General features: G+C 70.8%; 15 protein-coding genes, 3 tRNA genes and 2 pseudogenes. 12 read left to right on the top strand and 8 right to left on the bottom strand.

The genetic code is table 11. The annotated features are described in order from the left end of the window. Together AOK08_RS04020 and AOK08_RS45510 are read left to right on the top strand one after the other, a co-directional pair. Entirely contained in the window at positions 1-1,752 is a 1,752-nt protein-coding gene (locus AOK08_RS04020) for a hypothetical protein (protein WP_241826817.1), read from the top strand. A 260-nt stretch (positions 1,753-2,012) separates the two neighbouring features. Beyond that, complete coding sequence (locus tag AOK08_RS45510; RefSeq protein WP_157876557.1) at positions 2,013-2,324, top strand: hypothetical protein; 312 nt, start codon at positions 2,013-2,015, stop codon at positions 2,322-2,324. A gap of 40 nt (positions 2,325-2,364) precedes the next feature. Here AOK08_RS45510 and AOK08_RS04010 read toward each other — a convergent pair whose 3' ends face one another. After that, the gene (locus AOK08_RS04010; RefSeq protein WP_055523682.1) at positions 2,365-3,687 is read right to left on the bottom strand and encodes a sensor histidine kinase; all 1,323 of its coding nucleotides are present in this window, start codon (positions 3,685-3,687) and stop codon (positions 2,365-2,367) included. 155 nt (positions 3,688-3,842) lie between these two features. Here AOK08_RS04010 and AOK08_RS04005 point away from each other — a divergent pair, with 155 nt between their 5' ends. The 7 genes and pseudogenes from AOK08_RS04005 to AOK08_RS48820 form a co-directional block, all read left to right on the top strand. Next, positions 3,843-4,472, top strand: a complete 630-nt coding sequence (locus tag AOK08_RS04005; RefSeq protein WP_055523701.1) for a hypothetical protein — start codon at positions 3,843-3,845, stop codon at positions 4,470-4,472. A 5-nt stretch (positions 4,473-4,477) separates the two neighbouring features. Continuing rightward, on the top strand, positions 4,478-5,182 hold the full coding sequence (locus AOK08_RS04000; RefSeq protein ID WP_055523699.1) for an ABC transporter ATP-binding protein: 705 nt from the start codon (positions 4,478-4,480) through the stop codon (positions 5,180-5,182). Further along, on the top strand, positions 5,169-5,831 hold the full coding sequence (locus AOK08_RS03995; RefSeq protein ID WP_055523681.1) for an ABC transporter ATP-binding protein: 663 nt from the start codon (positions 5,169-5,171) through the stop codon (positions 5,829-5,831). Before AOK08_RS04000 ends, AOK08_RS03995 begins: the two co-directional genes overlap by 14 nt. Further along, positions 5,828-8,476, top strand: coding sequence for an FtsX-like permease family protein (locus tag AOK08_RS03990; RefSeq protein WP_055523678.1), 2,649 nt, complete (start codon positions 5,828-5,830; stop codon positions 8,474-8,476). Before AOK08_RS03995 ends, AOK08_RS03990 begins: the two co-directional genes overlap by 4 nt. 47 nt (positions 8,477-8,523) lie before the next feature. Continuing rightward, the gene (locus tag AOK08_RS03985) at positions 8,524-9,252 is read left to right on the top strand and encodes a response regulator transcription factor (protein WP_079053806.1); all 729 of its coding nucleotides are present in this window, start codon (positions 8,524-8,526) and stop codon (positions 9,250-9,252) included. A gap of 162 nt (positions 9,253-9,414) precedes the next feature. Continuing rightward, positions 9,415-9,618, top strand: a pseudogene (locus tag AOK08_RS03980) (response regulator transcription factor); the annotation flags it as partial. Between the two features lie 51 nt (positions 9,619-9,669). Beyond that, positions 9,670-10,332 (top strand): annotated as a pseudogene (locus tag AOK08_RS48820) (sensor histidine kinase); the annotation flags it as partial. A gap of 621 nt (positions 10,333-10,953) precedes the next feature. Here the strand turns inward: AOK08_RS48820 and AOK08_RS03970 are convergent. From AOK08_RS03970 to AOK08_RS03955, 4 genes are all read right to left on the bottom strand, one after another. Next, positions 10,954-12,192, bottom strand: coding sequence for an IS256 family transposase (locus AOK08_RS03970; RefSeq protein WP_055523674.1), 1,239 nt, complete (start codon positions 12,190-12,192; stop codon positions 10,954-10,956). Positions 12,193-12,797: 605 nt separating this feature from the next. Continuing rightward, a complete protein-coding gene (locus AOK08_RS03965) occupies positions 12,798-13,205 on the bottom strand; it encodes a PIN domain nuclease (protein WP_055523672.1) in 408 nt (135 codons plus the stop codon). Further along, positions 13,202-13,435 carry a type II toxin-antitoxin system VapB family antitoxin gene (locus tag AOK08_RS03960; RefSeq protein ID WP_020136336.1) on the bottom strand — a complete coding sequence of 78 codons (234 nt, stop codon included), beginning with the start codon at positions 13,433-13,435 and terminating at the stop codon, positions 13,202-13,204. Before AOK08_RS03960 ends, AOK08_RS03965 begins: the two co-directional genes overlap by 4 nt. Before the next feature lie 580 nt (positions 13,436-14,015). Beyond that, on the bottom strand, positions 14,016-14,660 hold the full coding sequence (locus AOK08_RS03955; RefSeq protein ID WP_055523670.1) for a TetR/AcrR family transcriptional regulator: 645 nt from the start codon (positions 14,658-14,660) through the stop codon (positions 14,016-14,018). A gap of 148 nt (positions 14,661-14,808) precedes the next feature. On the opposite strand from AOK08_RS03955, the gene AOK08_RS03950 reads away from it, so the two are divergent. The 3 genes from AOK08_RS03950 to AOK08_RS03940 all read left to right on the top strand — a co-directional run bounded on the left by AOK08_RS03950 (position 14,809) and on the right by AOK08_RS03940 (position 18,406). After that, positions 14,809-15,738, top strand: coding sequence for an MBL fold metallo-hydrolase (locus AOK08_RS03950; protein WP_241826816.1), 930 nt, complete (start codon positions 14,809-14,811; stop codon positions 15,736-15,738). Positions 15,739-16,019: 281 nt separating this feature from the next. Then, on the top strand, positions 16,020-17,465 hold the full coding sequence (locus AOK08_RS03945) for an MFS transporter (RefSeq protein ID WP_338400116.1): 1,446 nt from the start codon (positions 16,020-16,022) through the stop codon (positions 17,463-17,465). Continuing rightward, positions 17,462-18,406, top strand: coding sequence for a fumarylacetoacetate hydrolase family protein (locus AOK08_RS03940; RefSeq protein WP_055523667.1), 945 nt, complete (start codon positions 17,462-17,464; stop codon positions 18,404-18,406). Before AOK08_RS03945 ends, AOK08_RS03940 begins: the two co-directional genes overlap by 4 nt. 581 nt (positions 18,407-18,987) lie before the next feature. On the opposite strand, the gene AOK08_RS03935 is transcribed toward AOK08_RS03940, so the two are convergent. The 3 genes from AOK08_RS03935 to AOK08_RS03925 all read right to left on the bottom strand — a co-directional run bounded on the left by AOK08_RS03935 (position 18,988) and on the right by AOK08_RS03925 (position 19,380). Next, positions 18,988-19,061, bottom strand: a tRNA-Ile gene (locus AOK08_RS03935). A 167-nt stretch (positions 19,062-19,228) separates the two neighbouring features. Beyond that, a tRNA-Asn gene (locus tag AOK08_RS03930) sits at positions 19,229-19,301 on the bottom strand. A gap of 6 nt (positions 19,302-19,307) precedes the next feature. Further along, positions 19,308-19,380 (bottom strand) — tRNA-Asn (locus AOK08_RS03925). Positions 19,381-19,552: the final 172 nt, after the last annotated feature.

Genomic DNA, 19,552 nt, shown 5'->3' with positions numbered 1-19,552 from the left:
ATGGCCGCCCATACCGTCGACATGGGAGTGCGGAGACGTTACACCCGTCCGCCCGCCACAGGCCGGCCCCGGGCTCCCGCGGACGCGGACGCCCCCCAGCAGTGGCACCGCGGCATGACGCTGATCGCCACGATCAGCCTGTTCACCGGCACCCGCTCGGCCTGGACCCAGGCGATGCTCTCCCATCCGCCCGTCGCCGCGGTCATCTCCGTCTGCTACGCCGGGATCCTCGTGTGCGGGGTACTCGCACTCGCCGTACGAGGCCGGCGCGCCCTGGTCCGGGTGGACGCCGCGGTTCTCGTCCTCGCGGTGACCCTGGTGCTCTGCGGTTACTGGCTGAACCACACCGGCACCGACGAGGGCGTACTGACCGCGCAGGCCGCGAACCAGATCGCGCACGGCCGCCCCGTCTACGGACAGCCCTGGCCCTGGCTGTTCGGCACGCCCCATTCCGGCCTGACCAAGACGATGTCCGGCTCGGCGGACTACACGTACGGCTACCCACCGCTGACCGCCCTGCTCGCCGCACCGGTCTACGCCCTCCTGCACACCTCGGCGGCCGCCACCCTGGTCACCACGGGGGCGCTGATCGCCGGAACGGTCACGCTGTGGCTGCTGCTGCCCGCCCCCTGGCGGTCGGCGGCCACCGCCGTGTGCCTCGGCTTCGGCGTCCTCCCCGGCTACGCCCGCTCCGGCTACCCGGCAATCGTCGCCCTCGCCCTGCTGATCCCGGTGGCGGTCTACTGGCCGGCCACCGGAGCGGGCGGACACCTGGCAGCGAGCGGTGTGCTGCGGGGTCTGTGCCTGGGCGCCGCCTGCGCCACCCAGCAACTCGCCTGGTTCTTCACCCCATTCCTGCTGATCGGCCTGTACGCGGTACGCCGCGGCGAACTCGGGGCCCGCCCCGCGGCGGCCGTGCTGGCCCGTTTCTCCGGGGTCGCGGCCCTGACGTGGGCCGCCGTCAACGTCTCCTTCGCCGCGCAGGATTTCTCCGCCTGGCTGCACGGGCTGCTGCTGCCCCTCACCCAGAAGGCGATCCTGCACGGCCAGGGCCTGATGGGCATCTCCTACTACTTCACCGACGGCAGCAGCCGCCTCGACTACTACTCCTACGCCAGCGCGCTGCTCCTCGTCGGCCTGCTCGCCGCGACCCTGCTGTTCGTCCGCCGCCTGGGAACGGCACTGACCGTCCTGCCCTGGCTGCCCTTCTACCTCGCCACCCGCTCCCAGGACGGCTACTTCCTGATGATGACCCCGCTGTGGCTGGCCGCCGCCGCGACCGTCCCCACCTCGACCCTGGCCTCCGCCTGGCAGCCCCGCATCCCCCGCCTCGCCGGCCGTCCCGCCAAGGCCGCCGTGGCGCTGGCGCTGGTGACCCCGGCACTGCTGTGCGCCTGCATCGCCGCCTCAAGCCCGCCGCCCCTGCGTATGGCGCTGACCACTCACCTCACCGGCCGGTCCCACCCCGCCGTCACCTCCATCACGGTGCGGGCGGCGAACACCACCGGGACCGCCCTCACCCCGCACTTCGCCAGCCGCGTCGGCCAGGGCGCCTCCAACTGGTGGACCATCATCTCCGGCCCCGCCGCCCTCGCCCCGCACAGCACGGCCGTGTACGTCGTACGACCCGCCGGCGGCCACCGCGCACTGCCCGGCGCGCATCGGCGCATGTACCTCATCGCTGTGACCGGAACACCCATGACGATCAGCACCGCACGCATCGAGGCCACCACGCGGGCCCCGCGCCGTTGACGGGGAGCCGAGAGGGGTACTCGGCGCGGGCCCGGAGAACGGCGATCCACAGGCGTCGGCCGTGGGCGGTGGCCATGCGCACGGTCGGCCCGAAGGACACGGTCACCGCTCCTGGGCACGAAAGCCACGGCCCACCCACCGGGCAGGACACCCTTCGCGCCCCTCACGTCACCCGGCCGACGATGCCCTCCGACCGGGTGACGTCCTGCCGCGTGACGGCCAGGCGCACCCGACCCGGATGGCTGGGCTGCATCGGTTGGGTGGGACTCAGGACCCACAACCCCGCCGGCTACTTCCACATGCAGAGCCTCTGGGGCTCCCGATTCGACTTCGGCCACCACACCGGCCCACGTGTCAGGCATCTGATCGTCGGGCACGACACCCTCGTCGTCTATGCGACCGCCACGATCAGCCTCGGTTCCCTGCTGCCGGCCTTCCCTCTGCTGCTCCCGCTCGCCCCGCATCTGGCGCGCAGCCGCCTGCGCGGCATCGTCGACCTGCTCACCGCCCTGGTCGGCGTCTCCCTCTTCTACGGCGCCCACCTGCTCACCGTCTCCCACCGGGCCCTGTGACGAGAGCGCCCGCGCGGTCCGGAGCGGCGGCCCGGCGTCCTCAGCCGTCTCCGCCCCCTGTCCTTGTTCCGGTCCCGTTCTGACGCACCGGTACCAGCACGGTGAAGGTGGTGGGCAGGCGAGCGGTCAGGGAGAGTCTGCCGCCGAGGGTGACGGTGAGGTCCCGGGCCAGGGCGAGGCCGATGCCCTCTCCCTCTCCGTCACCGGTGTGTCCGCGTTCGAAGGGCCGGGTCGTCTCGATGGCGCCCTCGTCGGTGACGTCGAAGGCGAGGGCATCACCGAGGTCCCGGACCGTGAGGCGGACGGTGCCTCGGCCATGCACGCGGGCGTTGTCCAGCAGGATGCCGAGGATCTCGGCGACGGGGGCACCGGGGACGCGGGCGTCGGCCGGTGTGTCGCCCGTCGTGCACAGCAATCGCCTGCCGTCGTGGGCGAACAGCCCGTGCCAGTGGTCCTCGATCTCCGCCAGCAGCGGTGCGACCGGCACGGACGGGGCCGGGGTGCCGGGCGGGCCAGGGGAACGGGAGAGCCGTAGCACCTCCTCCACCGTGCGGTGGAGGCGGCGGGTGGTGGCCAGTGCCTCCTCCAGGGCGGGGCGCAGCCGGGCGTCCTCGTGCTCGGCGAGGCCCGCTTCCAGGGTGAGCTGCAGTCCGGTCAGCGGGGTGCGCAGCTGGTGCGAGGCGTTGGCGGTGAAGTCCCGTTCGTGGCGCAGGAGTTCGGTGAGGCTGGACAGCATCTCGTTGTGGGTGCGGGCCACCTGGTCGATCTCGGCGATGCCGCTGGGCGTGGCGCGTGCGCTCAGGTCGCCGGCGGTGACCGCCCGGCTGTGACGGGAGAGGTCCTCCAACGGGGCGGCCAGCACCCGCGCCTGGCGGCGGGCGACGAGGACCGCCACGGTCAGTGCGAGGGCACAGGCACCGGCCAGGACGGCCCACACGGCGACGACCCGGGTGCGAACGGCGGCGGCGGGCGAGGAGGCGCGGACGACGCCGATGACCTGCTCGGCGTGCGACACCGGCACGGTGACGGTGAGGTCACCGCTCGAGTGACCGCGCACGACCCTCGCGCCGAAGGCCCGCCGTACCGCCGCGTCACCGGTCCTGGGGCCGCTGCCCGCCCGCAGGAGCAGGTGGGTGTCGTACAGGCCGAGATGCCCTCCGGCAGGCGGTGCGGGCAGTTCGACGGGATCGCCGGTCGTGTAGTCCGGGCTGACCCGCACGGCACCCGACAGGGCCGCGCGCTCCAGGGTGTCGCGCTGGTCGGCGTACAGGGACGACCCGATGGCCAGCGCCAACGGGACGGCGAGGAGGACCACGGCGACCAGGGCGGCGGTGAGGGCGACGCGCACCACACGCTGTCTCATGCCTTCATCCTGTGGGGTGCCGACCTGCCCGGGGGTGGTGCGCCACGCGCTTTTGCCGTCGTCTAACCGTCGGCGTGCCGGGCGTTAACCGGCCGCTCCCTAGCGTCGGTGCCATGACCGATCTCCGGTCGCAGGCTTCTGGGAGGGCAGTGACCATGGCACCTGTACGCACAGCCGCCTCCGTAGGACTGGCGCTGGTCACGGCGGTGATCACCGGCTGTTCGGGCTCCGGCTCGCACGCGGGGTCCGCTACGTCCGCCGCCCCGGCCGGCGTCGGCAACGCCCGGGCGACCCCCGCGCCCACCGAGTCGAATCCACCCGGCGACATCCCCGACAACCAGGTGTACGTGGCCTACCGGCCCACCGGCGGTTTCACCGGCTTCACGGTGAAGGTGCCCGAGGGCTGGGCCCGCACCGGGCAGGGCGCCACGACCGTGTTCACGGACAAGCTGAACACCGTCCGTGTCACCGCTGCCACCGCCTCCGCCGCGCCCACGGTCCGATCCGTCGCAACCACCGTCGTGACCCGGCTCAGGGCGCAGGTACCGAAGTTCGCGGCGCCGAAGGTGACTGAGGTGACCCGGCACGCAGGTGGTGTCGTCCGGCTGACCTATCGGGGCGACTCGGCCAAGGACCCGGTCACCGGCAAGGTGGTGCGGGACGCGTTCGAGCGGTACGCCTTCTACCGGCAGGGGCACGAGGTCGACCTGACGCTGTCCGGGCCGGTCAACGCCGACAACGTGGACCCGTGGCGGATCGTCAGCGACTCCTTCGGGTGGCGGTGACCGTCATGCCCACCCGGTCGTACGACGACGCGCTCACCGCCCGCGAGCTGTACCGTTTCTACCGTGCGGGCGAGGAGGAGACCCTGGCCCTGCGCGGGGTGTCGCTGACGGTGCGGCGCGGCGAGACGGTCGCCGTCGTCGGCCCCTCGGGAGCGGGCAAGTCCACCCTGCTGGCGTGTCTGGCCGGACTCGACGAGCCCTCCGGCGGCGACGTCCATGTGGACGGTGTCCGTATCAGCCACCGGCCGGAGACCGAGCGGGCCCGGCTGCGCGCCCGTAACATCGGCGTCCTGCTCCAGAGCCGCAACCTGCTGCCGCACCTGACCGTGCGGGACAACATCCGCCTCGCCCAGCGGGCCGTGCGCGGCCGTCCCGCTGTCGCGGCAGAGGAGCTGCTGGAGCAGGTGGGGCTCGGCAGGCGGACCCGCGCCCTGCCGCGCCAGCTGTCCGGCGGTGAACTGGCGCGCGCCGGGCTGGCCGTGGCCCTCGCGAACTCCCCCGCCGTACTGCTGGCCGACGAACCGACCGGTGAACTCGACGGCGGCTCGGAGCAGTTGGTGCTGCGGATGGTGCGGGAGCGGGCCGCGGACGGCTGTGCGGTGCTGATCGTCACGCACAGCGCGGAGGCGGTCCGGATCGCCGACCGGGTGATCGCCCTGGACGACGGACGGGCGCGGGAAACCCGGGAGGCGAGCAATGCCCGCCACTGACGCACTCGTCCTCTGCGAGAACGCAGCACTGACCTTCGGACGCGGGACGACGGCGGTGGTGGCCGTCCACGGGGCCGACCTGAGCGTCCGGGCCGGCGACAGGCTGGCGATCGTAGGGCCCTCCGGGTCGGGGAAGTCCTCCCTGCTGCATCTGCTGGCCGGGCTCGAACGCCCCACCAGCGGTGCCGTCTCCTGGCCCGGGCTCGGCGGAAGTGCCGACATCGGGCTGGTGTTCCAGGCCGACAGCCTCGTCCCCGCCCTGGACGTCGCGGAGAACACGGCGCTTCCCCTCGTTCTCGCCGGCCGGCCGGAGGCGCGGAGGCGTCTTTCGGTGACCGAGGCCCTCGGTCTGGTCGGGGCGGCCGACCTGGCCGACCGACTGCCCGAGGAGATCTCCGGCGGGCAGGCCCAGCGGGTCGCCGTGGCCCGCGTACTCGCCCAGGAACCCCGGCTGATCCTCGCCGACGAGCCCACCGGCCGCCTCGACCACGCCACCGGCGCCCGCGTCCTGGACGCCCTGCTGGTGGCGGCGGACCGCACGGGCGCCGCCCTCGTCGTCACCACTCACGACCCTGCCGTCGCCGCCCGGCTCACCGTCCGGCGGGCCATGCGCGACGGACGGCTGCTCGCACCGGAGGACACGCCATGATCACCTCATGGGCCGGGAGTCTGGCCCGCCACCGCGCCGGTCGGCTGCTGGCGGCCATGACCGGCATCGCGCTCGCCGTCGCCCTGATCGCCGCCCTCGGTTCCTTCCTCACCGCCTCGAAGGCGACCATGACCCAGCGCGCCGTCCGCTCTGTCGCCGTGGACTGGCAGGTCGAGGTGCAGCCCGGTGCGAACGCCGACTCCGTTCTGCGGCAGGTCCGCAGCGACCCCGGCACCCGGGGCGCCCTCCCGGTCGGTTACGCCCGCACCACCGGCTTCACGGCCCGAGTGCAGGGCAGCACCCAGACCACCGGCCCAGGCATGGCCCTCGGCCTGCCATCCGGCTACCGCCACCTGTTCCCGGACGGGATCCGCGCCCTCTCCGGCTCGCCCACCGGCGTGCTGCTCGCCCAGCAGACCGCGTCCAACCTGCACGCCGCGCCCGGAGACACCGTCAGCATCCAACTACCGGGCGCCGGACCGCGCCAGGTGCGCGTGGACGGCGTGGTCGACCTTCCCCAGGCCGACTCCCTGTTCCAGAAGGTCGGCGCCCCCACCCAGTCCCAGCCGGCCGCGCCCCCCGACAACGTCGTCCTCCTGCCCGCCGCCCGGTTCGCCTCCCTCACCGGCGGCGCCACCGCCCTCACCACCCAGATCCACGTCGCCCGCGGCGCGAAGCTGCCCGCCGACCCGGCCGCCGCCTTCAGCGCCGTCACCGGCGCCGCCCACCACCTCGAAGCCAAGACGGCGGGCGGCGCACTGGTCGGCGACAACCTCGGCGCCGCCCTCGACTCCGCCCGCCAGGACGCCCTCTACGCCCAGATCCTCTTCCTCTTCCTGGGCGTCCCCGGCGCCGTCCTGGCCGCCGCGCTGACCGCGGCAGTCGCCTCCGCGGGCGGCCAACGGCGCCGCCAGGAACAGGGGTTGCTGCGGCTGCGCGGGCTGCGGCCCCGTCAGATCACCACGCTCGCGAGCCTGGAAGCCGCGCTCGTAGCAGGCGTGGGCGGAGTCGCCGGTCTCGGTATCGCGGCACTGACCGGACGCCTCGTCTTCGGCGCCGTCTCCTTCGGCGCGAGCGCGGCAGGGTGGGCGATCTGGTACGGCATCGCCTTCGTCCTGGGCGCCGCCGTGGCCGCCTGCGCCGTCCTCGTCCCCGCCCTGCGCGACCTGCGCTCGGTGACCGTCACCGACACCCGCAAGGAGAGCGGTGCCCGCGCCGCCCGCTCTCCCTGGTGGATGCGCCACGGCCTCGACTTCGCGCTCCTCATCGGCTCCTGGCTGGTCTTCCGCGCCTCCTCCGGCAACCAGTACGCCCTCGTCCTCGCCCCCGAGGGCGTGCCCACCCTCTCCGTCTCCTACTGGGCCTTCCTCGGCCCGGCCCTGCTGTGGATCGGCGCCGCCCTGCTGCTGTGGCGCCTGACCCTGCTCGCCCTCACTCACGGCCGCCCGGCCCTGACCCGCCTCGCCCGCCCGCTGACCGCCACCCTCGCCGGCACCACGGCCGCCGTACTGTCCCGGCGCCGCCGACCGCTGGCCCGCTCCGTGGTGCTGCTCGCCCTCGCGGTGTCCTTCGCGATCTCCACCGCCGTCTTCAACTCCACCTACCACCAGCAGGCCGAGGCCGACGCCCGGCTGACCAACGGCGCCGACGTCACCGTCACCGAACCACCCGGCGCCCACGTCCCGCCCGGCGCCGCGAGCACGCTGAAGGTCTCCGGCGTACGGCACGTCGAGCCCGTCCAGCACCGCTTCGCCTACGTCGGCTCCGACCTCCAGGACCTCTACGGCGTCCGCCCCGACACCGTCGCCCGCGCCACCTCGCTCCAGGACGCCTACTTCTCCGGCGGCACCGCCCACCAGCTCATGCGGCGCCTCGCCCAACGCCCCGACAACCTCCTGGTCAGTGTCGAGACCGTCCACGACTTCCAGCTCTCCCCCGGCGACACCGTCAACCTCCGCATCCAGGACGCCCGCACCAAGACACTGCGCACCGTCCCCTTCCACTACGCCGGAATCGTCAAGGAGTTCCCCACCGCCCCCAAGGACAGCTTCTTCGTCGCCAACGCCGCCTACGTGGCCAAGGCGACCGGCAGCGACGCGGTCGGCGCGTTCCTGCTCGACACCGGCGGCACCCACCAGCAGCAGATCGCCGCCCACCTGCGCATGCAGCTCGGCACCGGCGCCACCGTCACCGACCTCACCCAGACCCGCGGCACCGTGGGCACCAGCCTCACCTCTGTCGACCTGGCCGGCCTGACCCACATCGAACTCACCTTCGCCGTCCTCCTGTCGGCAGGAGCAGGCGGTCTCGTCCTCGCCCTCGGCCTCGCCGAACGGCGCCGTACCTTCGCCATCGCCACCGTGCTCGGCGCGAAACCCGGCCAGCTGCGCGGCATGGTCCTCACTGAGGCCCTGCTGCTCACCGGCGGCGGGCTGGCGGGCGGCGGGCTCATCGGCTGGGCTCTGTCGGAGATGCTGGTGAAGGTCCTCACGGGTGTCTTCGACCCGCCCCCGGCGAGCCTGTCCGTGCCCTCCGGCTACCTGATCCTGACCGCGGGCGCCGCGGTGGCCGCCGTACTGGCCGCCGCCCTCAACGGCATCCGCAGCGCCGGACGCCCGGCCGTCGAGGAACTGCGCGACCTGTGACCGCGCCGGACCGGACCAGCGGGCCGCCCGCTTCTAGGCTGTCGCCCATGCGCATGCCCGCCACCGCCGACCGCAGCCGACCACGCGTCCTGGTCGTCGAGGACGACGACACCATCGGCCGCCACCTTCGGGACGGCCTGCGCGGCAACGGCTACGCACCCACCTGGAGCCGCACCGGCTCCGGCGCGCTGGCCGAGGCCGCGCGGTCCTCGTACGACGTCCTGCTCCTGGACCTGGGCCTGCCCGACATGGACGGCCTCGACGTCGCCCGCGACCTGCGAGCCTGCCGTCCCGACCTGCTGATCATCGTCCTCACCGCGCGCACCGACGACATCGACGTGATCGCCGGGCTGGACGCCGGAGCCGACGACTACCTCGTCAAGCCCTTCAGCCTCTCCGTGCTGCTCGCCCGGCTCCGCGCCCACCTGCGCCGCCGTACCGTCGCCGCGCCACCGCCAAAACCCGTCCGCCTGGCCGACCTCGTCCTCGACGTCTCCGCCCGCCGCTGCACCCTCCACGACGAGGAAATCCCGCTCCGGCCCAAGGAGTTCGACCTGCTCGCCGTCCTCGCCCAGCACCCGGGTGCGGCCGTCTCCCGGGAGACCCTGATGGCCGAGGTCTGGGACGAGAACTGGTTCGGCTCCACCAAGACCCTCGACGTCACCATGGCCGGCCTGCGCCGCCACCTCACCGAGGCCGCCGACACCTCGGCCCGCTCCGGCGGCCTGCCCCGCATCGTCACCCTGCGGGGGCACGGCTACCGCCTGGAACTCTGACGGGTCCCAGTCGAGCAGCGGCCATGGGTCCCCGTCGGCGGACAGCGGACCGGCGGGGACTCATGGACGGCCGGGGCGACCGCTCCTGCCGAGCGTGGCCAACGGCCCTGAGAGGTCGCCTCCAGGGGTGCGGGGTTCGAGGGGGCGGATCGGCGGCGTTGGGACGTGTTCCACCTCATCGCCGTCGGCCTCTCGAACGCGGAGATCACTGAACGTCTCTGCCTGACCGAGGCCACCGTCAAGACCCACATCACCCGCATCCTCACCAAACTGCAGCTCCGCGACCGGGTGCAGGTCGTGACCTTCGCCTACGCGCATCAGCTGTGCACGCAGGGCGGATATCCTGAAGTTTCGCCATTCCCGTGATCGGTTGTTGGGTTGCGGGTGACGTTGTGTGAGGCTGGCTGATTGTGAGGGGCATCCGAAGAACGCTTCGGCAGCAAGCAGCATCCCGCCGAACTCGCCCGCCTCGGCACATCCTTGGACGCCATCCTTGACCGCATCCGCACACTTCTGCGTCACGAACGGCAGCTCACGGGAAACTCTCGCACGAGCTGCGCACCCGCTGAGCCGGATCATCTCCGAGCTCGACCGGTGGCAGGCCCACCCCCGCACCACCGACAGACCCGCACCACCCACCAGGTCATCACGGACGCCGCCGAGGTCATGCCCACGCTCCATCACGTCGCCGAAACCCTCGACGTGCCAAGCCACTTGACGCTGACGATCGACGGACCCAATTGACCGCCGGAGTCCCACCCGCCCTCCTCGAACGCATCGTCAGCCCGCTCCTCACCAACGCCTGCCGCATACGCCCACTCCAGCGTCGCACTCCAGGCGTACCACGCGCCCGACGGCGTTCGGGTCGACGTCATCGACCACGGACCCGGCGTACCGTCCCCGTTCGCCGGACAGCTCTTCGAGCCCGGCCGTCGCGCGGATCCCGGCGACGGCCACGGCGGCGCGGGCCTCGGACTGCCGCTGGCACGACGCCTCGCCCGCTCCACAGGCGGCGACGCGACCTACGACCCCGGGTACACGCCAGGGGCGCGGTTCGTGGTCAGCCTGCCTGCCGGGTGAAAGCGCCTGCGCTCGGCGATATCGGCGTATCCCGCCGCGAGGTCGTGCCGGAGGTATGTGCAAGAGGCTGCCAGATACTCCAAGCCCAGGACGGCCACCATCCAGGACAACGTGACCGGCCCGAGTTCCCACCTGCCCTGGTCGTGGCCGACGTCCCTACAGCCGGCGACGGAGGCACCAAGCGGGCGAGTGATGACGTACACCGCGCTGAACGAGCGCAGCGCGCGGCGGCGCACTGGGCGCGAACGTGGTCGGCCCGGCGGAAGTTGTGGTGAGGCGGGACGCCGCAGCAGCGACAGGCCTCCACAGCGCAGACCGCAGCCGACGCCCCCCTACCCGCACCCGCCGTGCCGGTATCCGCATTGCCCCCGCTGCCGTCCCGGTACTCCACTGGCCGCGCTGCGGACGGCAGCCCATGCCGCACAAACAGCGAATGGGACAACGAATCGGGCCGGAGAAACCGTCGGCCTGGACACGGCTGCGCCGTCCCGGCCCCTGTACGGCCCCTGGGTCCTGGCATCAGCCTTCAGGACAGCCACCCAGACCGCGAACGACGACCTCAATCGGTCACGTCCGCTGGAGTGGTGTATTGACGGCCACTCGGTGATCTCGTTTTTGAGGCTATGCGGTGAGTTCGGTGGGCACGGCGGTCTCGTCGGTTTCTGACTCGATCGGGTGGAGGCGGGCCTTGGCCAGCAGGTCGAGTCCCATGTAGCGGCGGGCTTCGGTCCATTCGTCGTTCTGTTCGGCCAGCACCGCGCCGACCAGGCGGATCAGGGCGGTGCGGTCGGGGAAGATGCCGACGACGTCGGTGCGGCGGCGGATCTCCTTGTTCAGGCGTTCTTGCGGGTTGTTCGACCAGATCTGCCGCCAGATCTCGCGCGGGAACGCGGTGAACGCCAGCAGTTCGTGCTGGGCGGCATCCAAGTGGGCTGCGGCCTTGGGGAACTTGGCTTCCAACGCGTCCAGGACGTGCCGCATCTGGGCCTGGACAGCGTCGCTGTCGGGCTGTTCGAAGACGGTCCGCAGCAGCGTGGCCACCCACGGCTGGGCCGATTTCGGGACCTGGCAGAGCAGATTTCGGGCGTAGTGAGTTCGACAGCGCTGCCACGATGAGCCGGGCAGGACCGCACCGATCGCGTTCACCAGGCCGGTGTGCGCGTCGGAGACGACCAGCTGAACCCCGGACAGGCCGCGGGCGGTCAGCGAGCGCAGGAAGGCGAGCCAGCCGGCACCGTCCTCGCAGGTGGCGACGTCGATGCCGAGGATCTCGCGGTGCCCGTCGGCGTTCACGCCGACCGCGATCAGCGCGTGGACGTTGATGATCCGGCCGCCCTCGCGGACCTTCTGTGTCAGCGCGTCGACCCAGACGAACGCGTAAGGCCCAGCGTCGAGGGGTCGGTTGCGGAACGCGGCGACCTGCTCGTCCAGGTGCTTGGCCATCGCACTGACCTGGGACTTCGACAGCTGGGTGACCCCGAGGGACTCGGCGAGCTTCTCGACCCGGCGCGTGGAGACGCCCAGCAGGTAGGCGGTGGCGACCACCGAGATCAGGGCCTGCTCGGCCCGGCGGCGGCGTTCGAGGAGCCAGTGCGGGAAGTAGCTCCCGGACCTGAGCTTGGGGATGGCGAGTTCGACGGTGCCGGCCCTCGTGTCCCACTCGCGTGGGCGGTAGCCGTTGCGGTGGTTGACGCGTTCGTCGCTGACCTGCCCGTATTCGGCGTTGCAGAGGGCATCGGCTTCCGCGGACATGAGTGCGTCGGCGAACGTCTTGACCATCGCGCGCAGCAGATCGGGACTCGCCGCGGCGAGGTTGTCCTCGGCGAGGGCGTGCAGGGGCAGACTGTCTGGTGCGGTCATCGTGCTGATCTCCTTCGAGGCTTCGACACTTCGAAGATCAGCCGGTGGCCGTTCAACTATGCGGGCACCATCCTGATGCCGGAGCAAACCCCCGGATCAGGTCGAACCCGTACACCACTTCCCAGGACGCAACCCCTCAATCACCTGCTCCACCGCAGGTCAGAGGGGACCGAATTCCCCCAAGCACCACCGGACCCAAACTCACAAGCAGCGGATTCAGTCCGCCAAGGCAAAGCTGACGCCCCGACACCCAAAAACAAACGTTTCCGCAGGTCAGAACCCTGCGTAGGTGGGGCGGGTGGGACTCGAACCCACGGCCGACGGATTATGAGTCCTTTGAGGATCTTGGCGGCCCTTGTCGATCAATGCCAATCTTGGCCGTTTTCCCAGGTCGGACGCGGTTTGGCGCCTCAGCCTTTCTCGACCCTCGCCAGTCTTTTCCGATCCTTGTGTCCAACCTGCGTCCAGAACGCGTCCCAGATGGGCACGCGCAGGCGGGATAGCTCCGCGTCTTATCGCCGGTGCAGTGGAGGGACCGCTGATTCGCCCCGGAGACATCGATCACCGAGGTCAGAATCCGACAGCCGTGATCCTGCCTCCGGAGATCAGGCTCGTGCGTCTCGCTGCTGCACTTCCTTGAGGACTCCCGCCACCGTCACGAAGTCGTTGTCCACATGGAGAACGGTGTGCCCATGGTGTACAGCTGTCGCACACACCAACAGATCGATCGCCCCAGCCGCCCGATGCTGGCCCTGCTGGGTCAGTTTGTACTGGGCGGTGTCGACCCAACGCCAGGCGTTCTTCGGAACCGGAGAGAGCAGGCAGAGCGCGTCCAGTTCCTCTGCGAGCTCATCCCGATGGGACGGGCTGGTTGCCGAGTAGAGAAATTCGGCCCGTGTCGGCTCGCAGAGGTGGAACACCCCGGCAGCAATGTGTCCCTCCCAGGGACGCAACGCGCCTGGGGTGCGAAACAGGTACCACAGAGCCGAGGTGTCCACCAGATACGTGATCACTCGAAGGCCTCGCGTCGCGCACGCTTCTCCGCGTCATGCGCCGCCGCAGCCTGCTCGAACTCGCCACGCGCACCCCGCGCGGCCAGCTTCTCCGCAGCCTCAAGCCGCTTGATCCGCGCAACGTAGTCCCGAAGGGCCGCGTTGACGGTCTCCTTCTTCGTCGTGGCGCCCATGAGCCGCATGGCCTCGGCCAGCGCCTCGTCGTCGAGATCAATCTGCGTGACGGACATCGGACACCTCCAACATCCACGATGTATGCACCCAGGATACATCACCAACATTGGCACGCCCATAGACCACAAACAGACCACCCGAGGGTCGCCAGGACCCTCAACTCGCCCGACCCTCCAGCAAAGTTGCCGGTCAGATCGACTCTGCTCGCGTAGCGCGGAGTGGGGCGGGTGGGACTCGAACCCACGGCCGACGAATCATGAGTCCTTTGGGGATCTTGGCGGGCCTTGCTGATCTACGCTCATCCAAATGGGTCTCGGACCCATCCGCAGCGGATTCTCCTTCCGACACGCAGCGCCACGAAGGCAACGCCGCCTCCCCCGCAGCCGACGGGGAGAAGGTGCCGAAAGCCGAGGACCCATGCGGGGAGAACGGGGAGCAGTTGACGCGGGTGATCACCCGACGGCCGCAGTGCCCCATGCCGACGTAGAGCGCCTCGGATCTGGTCACCGCGAGCACAATGGCCGCCGGGGCGAAGAAGGCGGTGCCCCAGCGGCCCGCCGAAAAGCCCAGGGCGCAGGTCGACTGAAGGGTTGGTTCGCCTCTGCGCGTACGGCTGGGCGAGGGTGATGTGCCGTGTCAGGCCGCTTCGCCGACGAGGAGGCCCAGCAGGATGATGTCGAGCGCGCCGGCGAGTCGCTGGTGGAGATCGAAGGAGGCCGGCTCCTCTCGGATCCAGCGCAGGATTGTCGTGAAGTAGCAGGCAGCCAGCAGTTGTCCGGCCTGGTCGCAGTCGACGTCCGCCCTGATCTCCCCTCGCTGCTGCCCCTGTTCGACGATTCTGGCGAGTTCGATCTCCAGAGACGCGTCCTGGAGGAGGCGGCCGTACCGCGCGGAGGCGTCCATCAGGACGGTGGTCTCGGTGCGGGAGGCGACGTTGAGTTCGGCCATCTCCTTCAGGTAGCGGCGCAGCCCGTCGCCGACCGGCAGGTCCTCGGCGTGCTGGGAGCCGAGGATCTCGTTGACGCGGGCGCGGCGGCGGGCTCCCCACTCCTCCAGGAATCCGACCTTCTGCGAGAAGTGGTTGAAGACGGTGGCCCGGGCGACGTCGGCGGTTTCGGCGATCTGGTCCATGGTCGTCGCCTCGTACCCCTGGGCGACGAACAAGTGCAGCGCCGCGGCGTAGAGCCGGTCGCGCACCTGCTGTCGTTTGCGTTCCCGGCGTCCGGCGGGCGGTGCTGCGGGCGTGGACACCGTTTCGCCTGCCACTTCCGGGATCTTCATGGCCGTCAGTACAACACACGGCCGCACGGGTATTGACTCCGCCCCACCACCTTCTTAGATTTGCGGCCATTGCTGGACTCAAGTCCAGCAATGTACTTACGTCTCGCCATCTGGCAGCGGGACAGGAACAGGAGGCAACGTGGCTTCCGTGGCATTCCGGACAGGCTGTGTCGAGCTCGGGCACGGCTGTTACGCCTGGATCGCGGGCGAGTCCGGATGGGGCATGAGCAACGCCGGGCTGATCACCGGCCGAGGCGAGTCACTGCTCGTAGACACGCTCTACGACCTGCGGCTGACCAAGACCATGCTCGACGCGCTGACACCGTTGACCGCCACCGCGCCGGTCTCCACCGTGGTCAACACCCACGGCAACGGCGACCACTGGTTCGGCAACCAGCTCGTGGCCCACGCCGAGATCATCGCCGCCCGCGGGTCCGTGGCGGACATGCGACAGGTGGGTCCGGCCGAGATGCTGGCACTGACCGGCATGGACAGCCCCGCCGGACACTTCGCGCGACGGATCTTCGGCCGCTTCGACTACACCGGCATCGAACCCGCCCTCCCGAACCGGATCTTCGACGGCGAAACAGTCCTGGACATCGGCGGCACCGAGGTCCGCCTCATCGACGTGGGCCCCGCGCACAGCACCGGGGACACGATCGTGCACGTGCCGCAGGCCCGGACCGTCTACACCGGCGACATCGTCTTCGCCGGAGCGGCGCCGATCGTCTGGCACGGCCCCTTCACCCGCTGGCTCGCCGCCTGCGACCTACTGCTCGGCCTCGACGCGGACATCGTCGTACCCGGCCACGGCCCCGTCACCACCAAACAGGCCGTCCGCGAGATCCGCGACTACCTCGAATACGTCCATGAGCAGGCCACCGCCCGCTTCACCGCCGGAATGCCGGCCATGGACGCGGCCCGCGACATCCGCCTCGGCCGCTTCGCCGATCTGCACGAGAGCGAACGCCTCGCCGTCAACGTGCACACCGTCTACCGGGAGCTCGACCCCGCCCTGCCCCCGCTCGACGGCCCCGGGCTGTTCGGCTGCATGGCCGAGCTCTGCCCCGGCGTCTGACGACACTCCCCGCCTGCCCTGACGAGGCCCCACCCTCCGCGTACGACGCACCGCCCCTCCCGGTGCGCCCAGCTTCCCGTCGTCCCCTCGGGCCGTACGTCCCGCCAACCCTTTCAAGGAGGAGACATGGTCTCCACCCCTGCCTACGACCCACCCGCCGCCCGCCGTCCGATGCCGCACCGGCCGCTACGGCACGCCACACCGGCACGATCATCGCCGGCTGTCTGGCCGTCTGCCTGGCCCAGATCGGACTTGTCCTGCCCGCCGCGATCAACGGCGTCATGCAGCGCACCCTCCAGGCGTCCGGCGGAGAACTGACCTGGATCAGCGACGCCTTCCTCGTTCCCGCCGCCGTTCTCGCGCTGACCTTCGGTGTGGTGGGCGACCTGTACGGCCGTAAGAAACTGGTGGTGGGCGCGGCGCTGCTGGCCGCCGTCGGCTATCTGGTGTCCGCCACCTCCGACTCGGCAGCCCAGTTGATCACCGGTCAGGCGATCTCCGGTGTCGGAGCCGCCGCGCTCTTCCCGGCCTCCCTGTCGATGATCACCGCCAGCACGCCCACCCCGGCCGCGCGTGCCAAGGGCCTCGCCTCCTGGACCACGGCCCTGTCGCTGGGTGCGCTGATCGCCCCGCTGATGTCCGGCGGCATCGTCGAGCATGTCTCGTTCCAGTGGGCGTTCGGCGTCACCGGAGTGCTCGCCGTGATCACCGCGGTGGCGGCCTGGCTGCTGGCCACCGAGTCCAGCGCCCCGGACGGCCGCTCGCTCGACTGGGCGGGGCAGATCACCATCGCCGTGGCCATGCTCTCCCTGCTGTACGGCATCATCCAGGGCCCGTCGGACGGCTGGGGCTCGATACCCGTCGTCGCGTCCTTCGTCGCCGTCGTCGTGTTCCTCGCCGCGTTCGTGAGGGTGGAGAGCCGCGGCGCGTCCCCGATGCTGCGGCTGGAGCTGTTCCGCATTCCGGCCTTCGCCGCGTCGGCCGCGATGGCGGTGATCGGTATGTTCGGCTTCCTCGGAGGCGCGTACGACCTGAGCATCCGCCTCGGCGTCATCCAGCACCAGAGCCCCTTGCACACCGCGGTGCCCTTCCTGGTCGTCCAGGGCATCACCCCGTTCATATGGCCGCTGCTGGTCCGCTTGCTGCACCGCGTCGGCCCCGGCCCCATGCTGATCACCGGGTTCGTCTCGCTGGCCGTCGCCCAACTGTGGATGCGGACGGTGCCGGTCCACGAAACCGGCCTGGTGCCCCTGCTCGGGCCGCTGGTGCTCAACGGTGTCGGCTTCGGGCTGGTCGTCGCCGCCATCACCGCCGCCGCCGTCAACGTCGTACCGCCCGCCCTGACCGGCATGGCCGGCGCCACCACCAGCCTGGTCCGCGACCTCGGCCAGACCCTCGGCCCGGCGGTCGTCGGCGCCGTCGCTCTCGGCATGGCCGCGAGTCAGCTCACGGGCAGCCTCGCCGACGCGGGCCTCAGCCCCAAGGAGCACGGCATCGCCTCCGCCGTCCTGCACGAGGGCGGTCCGCTCGCCCTGCACACCGCCGACCTCGGCCCGGTCAGCGCCAAGCTCGCCCCGTACACCACGGACGCCCTGGCCCACGGCTACAACACCGGGCTCATCCTCACCGCCGTCGCCTGTGCGGCCGCAGCTGTGATCGCCGCCGTCTTCATCGGCTTCCGGCCCAGCGGCACGCGGCCGGCCGAGGCGGACGGGAGCACGGCGTGAGGTTCGCGACCTTCGTCCACGGCGGGAAACAGCAGCCGGGAGTCGTCGCCGGCGACCAGGTCCACCCGTTCGAACACCCCGCCGAACTGCTGGATCTGGTCGTGGAGGGCGAGCAGTCGCTGCGCGAGGCGGGCGAACGCGCCCTGACCGGCTCCCTGCCACTGCCCCTGGCCGACGTACGGTTGCTGCCGCCGCTGCGACCGCCGACCGTACGCGACTACATGACCTTCGAAAGCCATGTCGCGGGCGTCGCTCAGGGATACGGCGACACCGTCCCCGAGGAGTGGTACGCCGCACCCGCGTTCTACTTCACCAACCCGTACGCGATGATCGGCGCCCACGACGACGTGCCCCTGCCACCGGGCTGTCTCCGCTTCGACTTCGAACTCGAGGTCGCCGCCGTCATCGGCAGGGCCGGCCGGGATCTGACCCCCGAGCAGGCACGCGAGCACATCCTCGGCTACACGATCCTCAACGACTGGTCCGCCCGCGACCTCCAGGGCCGCGAGATGAAGGTCAAACTCGGCCCGGCCAAGGGCAAGGACACCTCGACCACCCTCGGCCCCTGGCTCGTCACCGCCGACGAACTGGAACCCCACCGCACCCCGGAGGGCTTCCTCGACCTCGCCCTGACCGTCCAGGTCAACGGCGAGAACGTCGGCCGGGACCGGCTGGCCAACATGGCCTGGACGTTCGAGGAGATGGCGGCGTACGCCTCCCGCGGCACCTGGATCCGCCCCGGCGACGTGCTCGGCTCCGGCACGTGCGGCAACGGCGGCTGCCTGGCCGAACTCTGGGGCCGCAACGGCACCTTCGAACCCCGGCCGCTCGCCCCCGGCGACATCGTCACCATGACGGTCGAGGGCATCGGCACCATCAGCAACACCGTCGTCGAAGGCATCGCCCCGGTGCCTCTGCCATCTGCCCGCCGCAGGCAGTGACCCCGTACGGGTGGGGGCGAGCCGGAGCGACGGCTCTCCCCCACCCGAAGCCCGCACCCCCTGAACAACCTGCCTCCGGCAGGCCCTGGTGCCCGTTACAGCGTCCGGCACCGGGAGAAAGGCATGAACAACATGGACAAGGTCACGGCCTCGGCCACCTGGGCCTGAGCCCCTCGACCGCGTATGCAAGGGCCGCCCCGCCAGGGGGCGGCTCCCCAGCAGTTGCGGGCGTCTCCCTCATACGGCACCGGAAACCGCAGGTCGAAACGGAGGCCGCCGTGGGGATCGTCCCGTGCGTCCACAGCCGGACAGCCACGAGACCCGAGGCCGGGCGACGGGCCACTTGCGATTCCCTGCGTCCTGCGAGCGTCCCGAATTCGACGTCCAGTCGCTCACGCCGGGCATATTCAGTGACTTCCCGGTCCGCGGTTGCCCGCGCGTCTATGCAGGTCAGGCCAGGTCGAACAGCCGCGGACGGCGGCGCTGTTCAACCCACAAGCAGCGGATTCAGTCCGTTCAGGCAAAGTTGACGCTCTGACACCCAAAAACAAACGTTTCCGCAGGTCAAAACCCTGCGTAGGTGGGGCGGGTGGGACTCGAACCCACGGCCGACGGATTATGAGTCCGCTGCTCTAACCGGCTGAGCTACCGCCCCATTACGGCGCGTCGCGCACATTTGTGCGCGCCGTCTGCCGCAGCATAGCCGCTCATACGATCTCCTGCTTCGGATGGTCGACTTCGCATGACCATGAGGACCCCGGCACGGTTCGAGCGGTTCCCCAGGGCATGAAAAAGGACCCCAACGGGGTCCTCGTTCAAGCGCTCTCCCGACTGGACTCGAACCAGTAACCTGCCGGTTAACAGCCGGCTGCTCTGCCAATTGAGCTACGGAAGATCGAAGCTCCCCCGACTGGACTCGAACCAGTAACCTGCCGATTAACAGTCGGCTGCTCTGCCAATTGAGCTACAGGGGATTGCCTCGTTGCATCGAACGTGGCTCCCTGGGTATTCGCCAGGGGGCGTGTGCTCGCTGCGACACATACATTAGCGCAAGCAGGGGGGTGCTCCGCCAATCGGTTCCCGCGCCTCCTGCCCGACACCCACCTCACGTCCCTTCCCTCACCCCTCCCCTCGCCCCTTCCCGCC

Origin of the sequence: Streptomyces graminilatus, assembly GCF_001418565.1 — a bacterium.
In the GTDB taxonomy this organism is placed as follows: Bacteria; Actinomycetota; Actinomycetes; order Streptomycetales; family Streptomycetaceae; genus Streptomyces; species Streptomyces graminilatus.
Note: the sequence above shows the minus strand (reverse complement) of the source record. Positions and strands in the feature narration are given on the sequence as shown.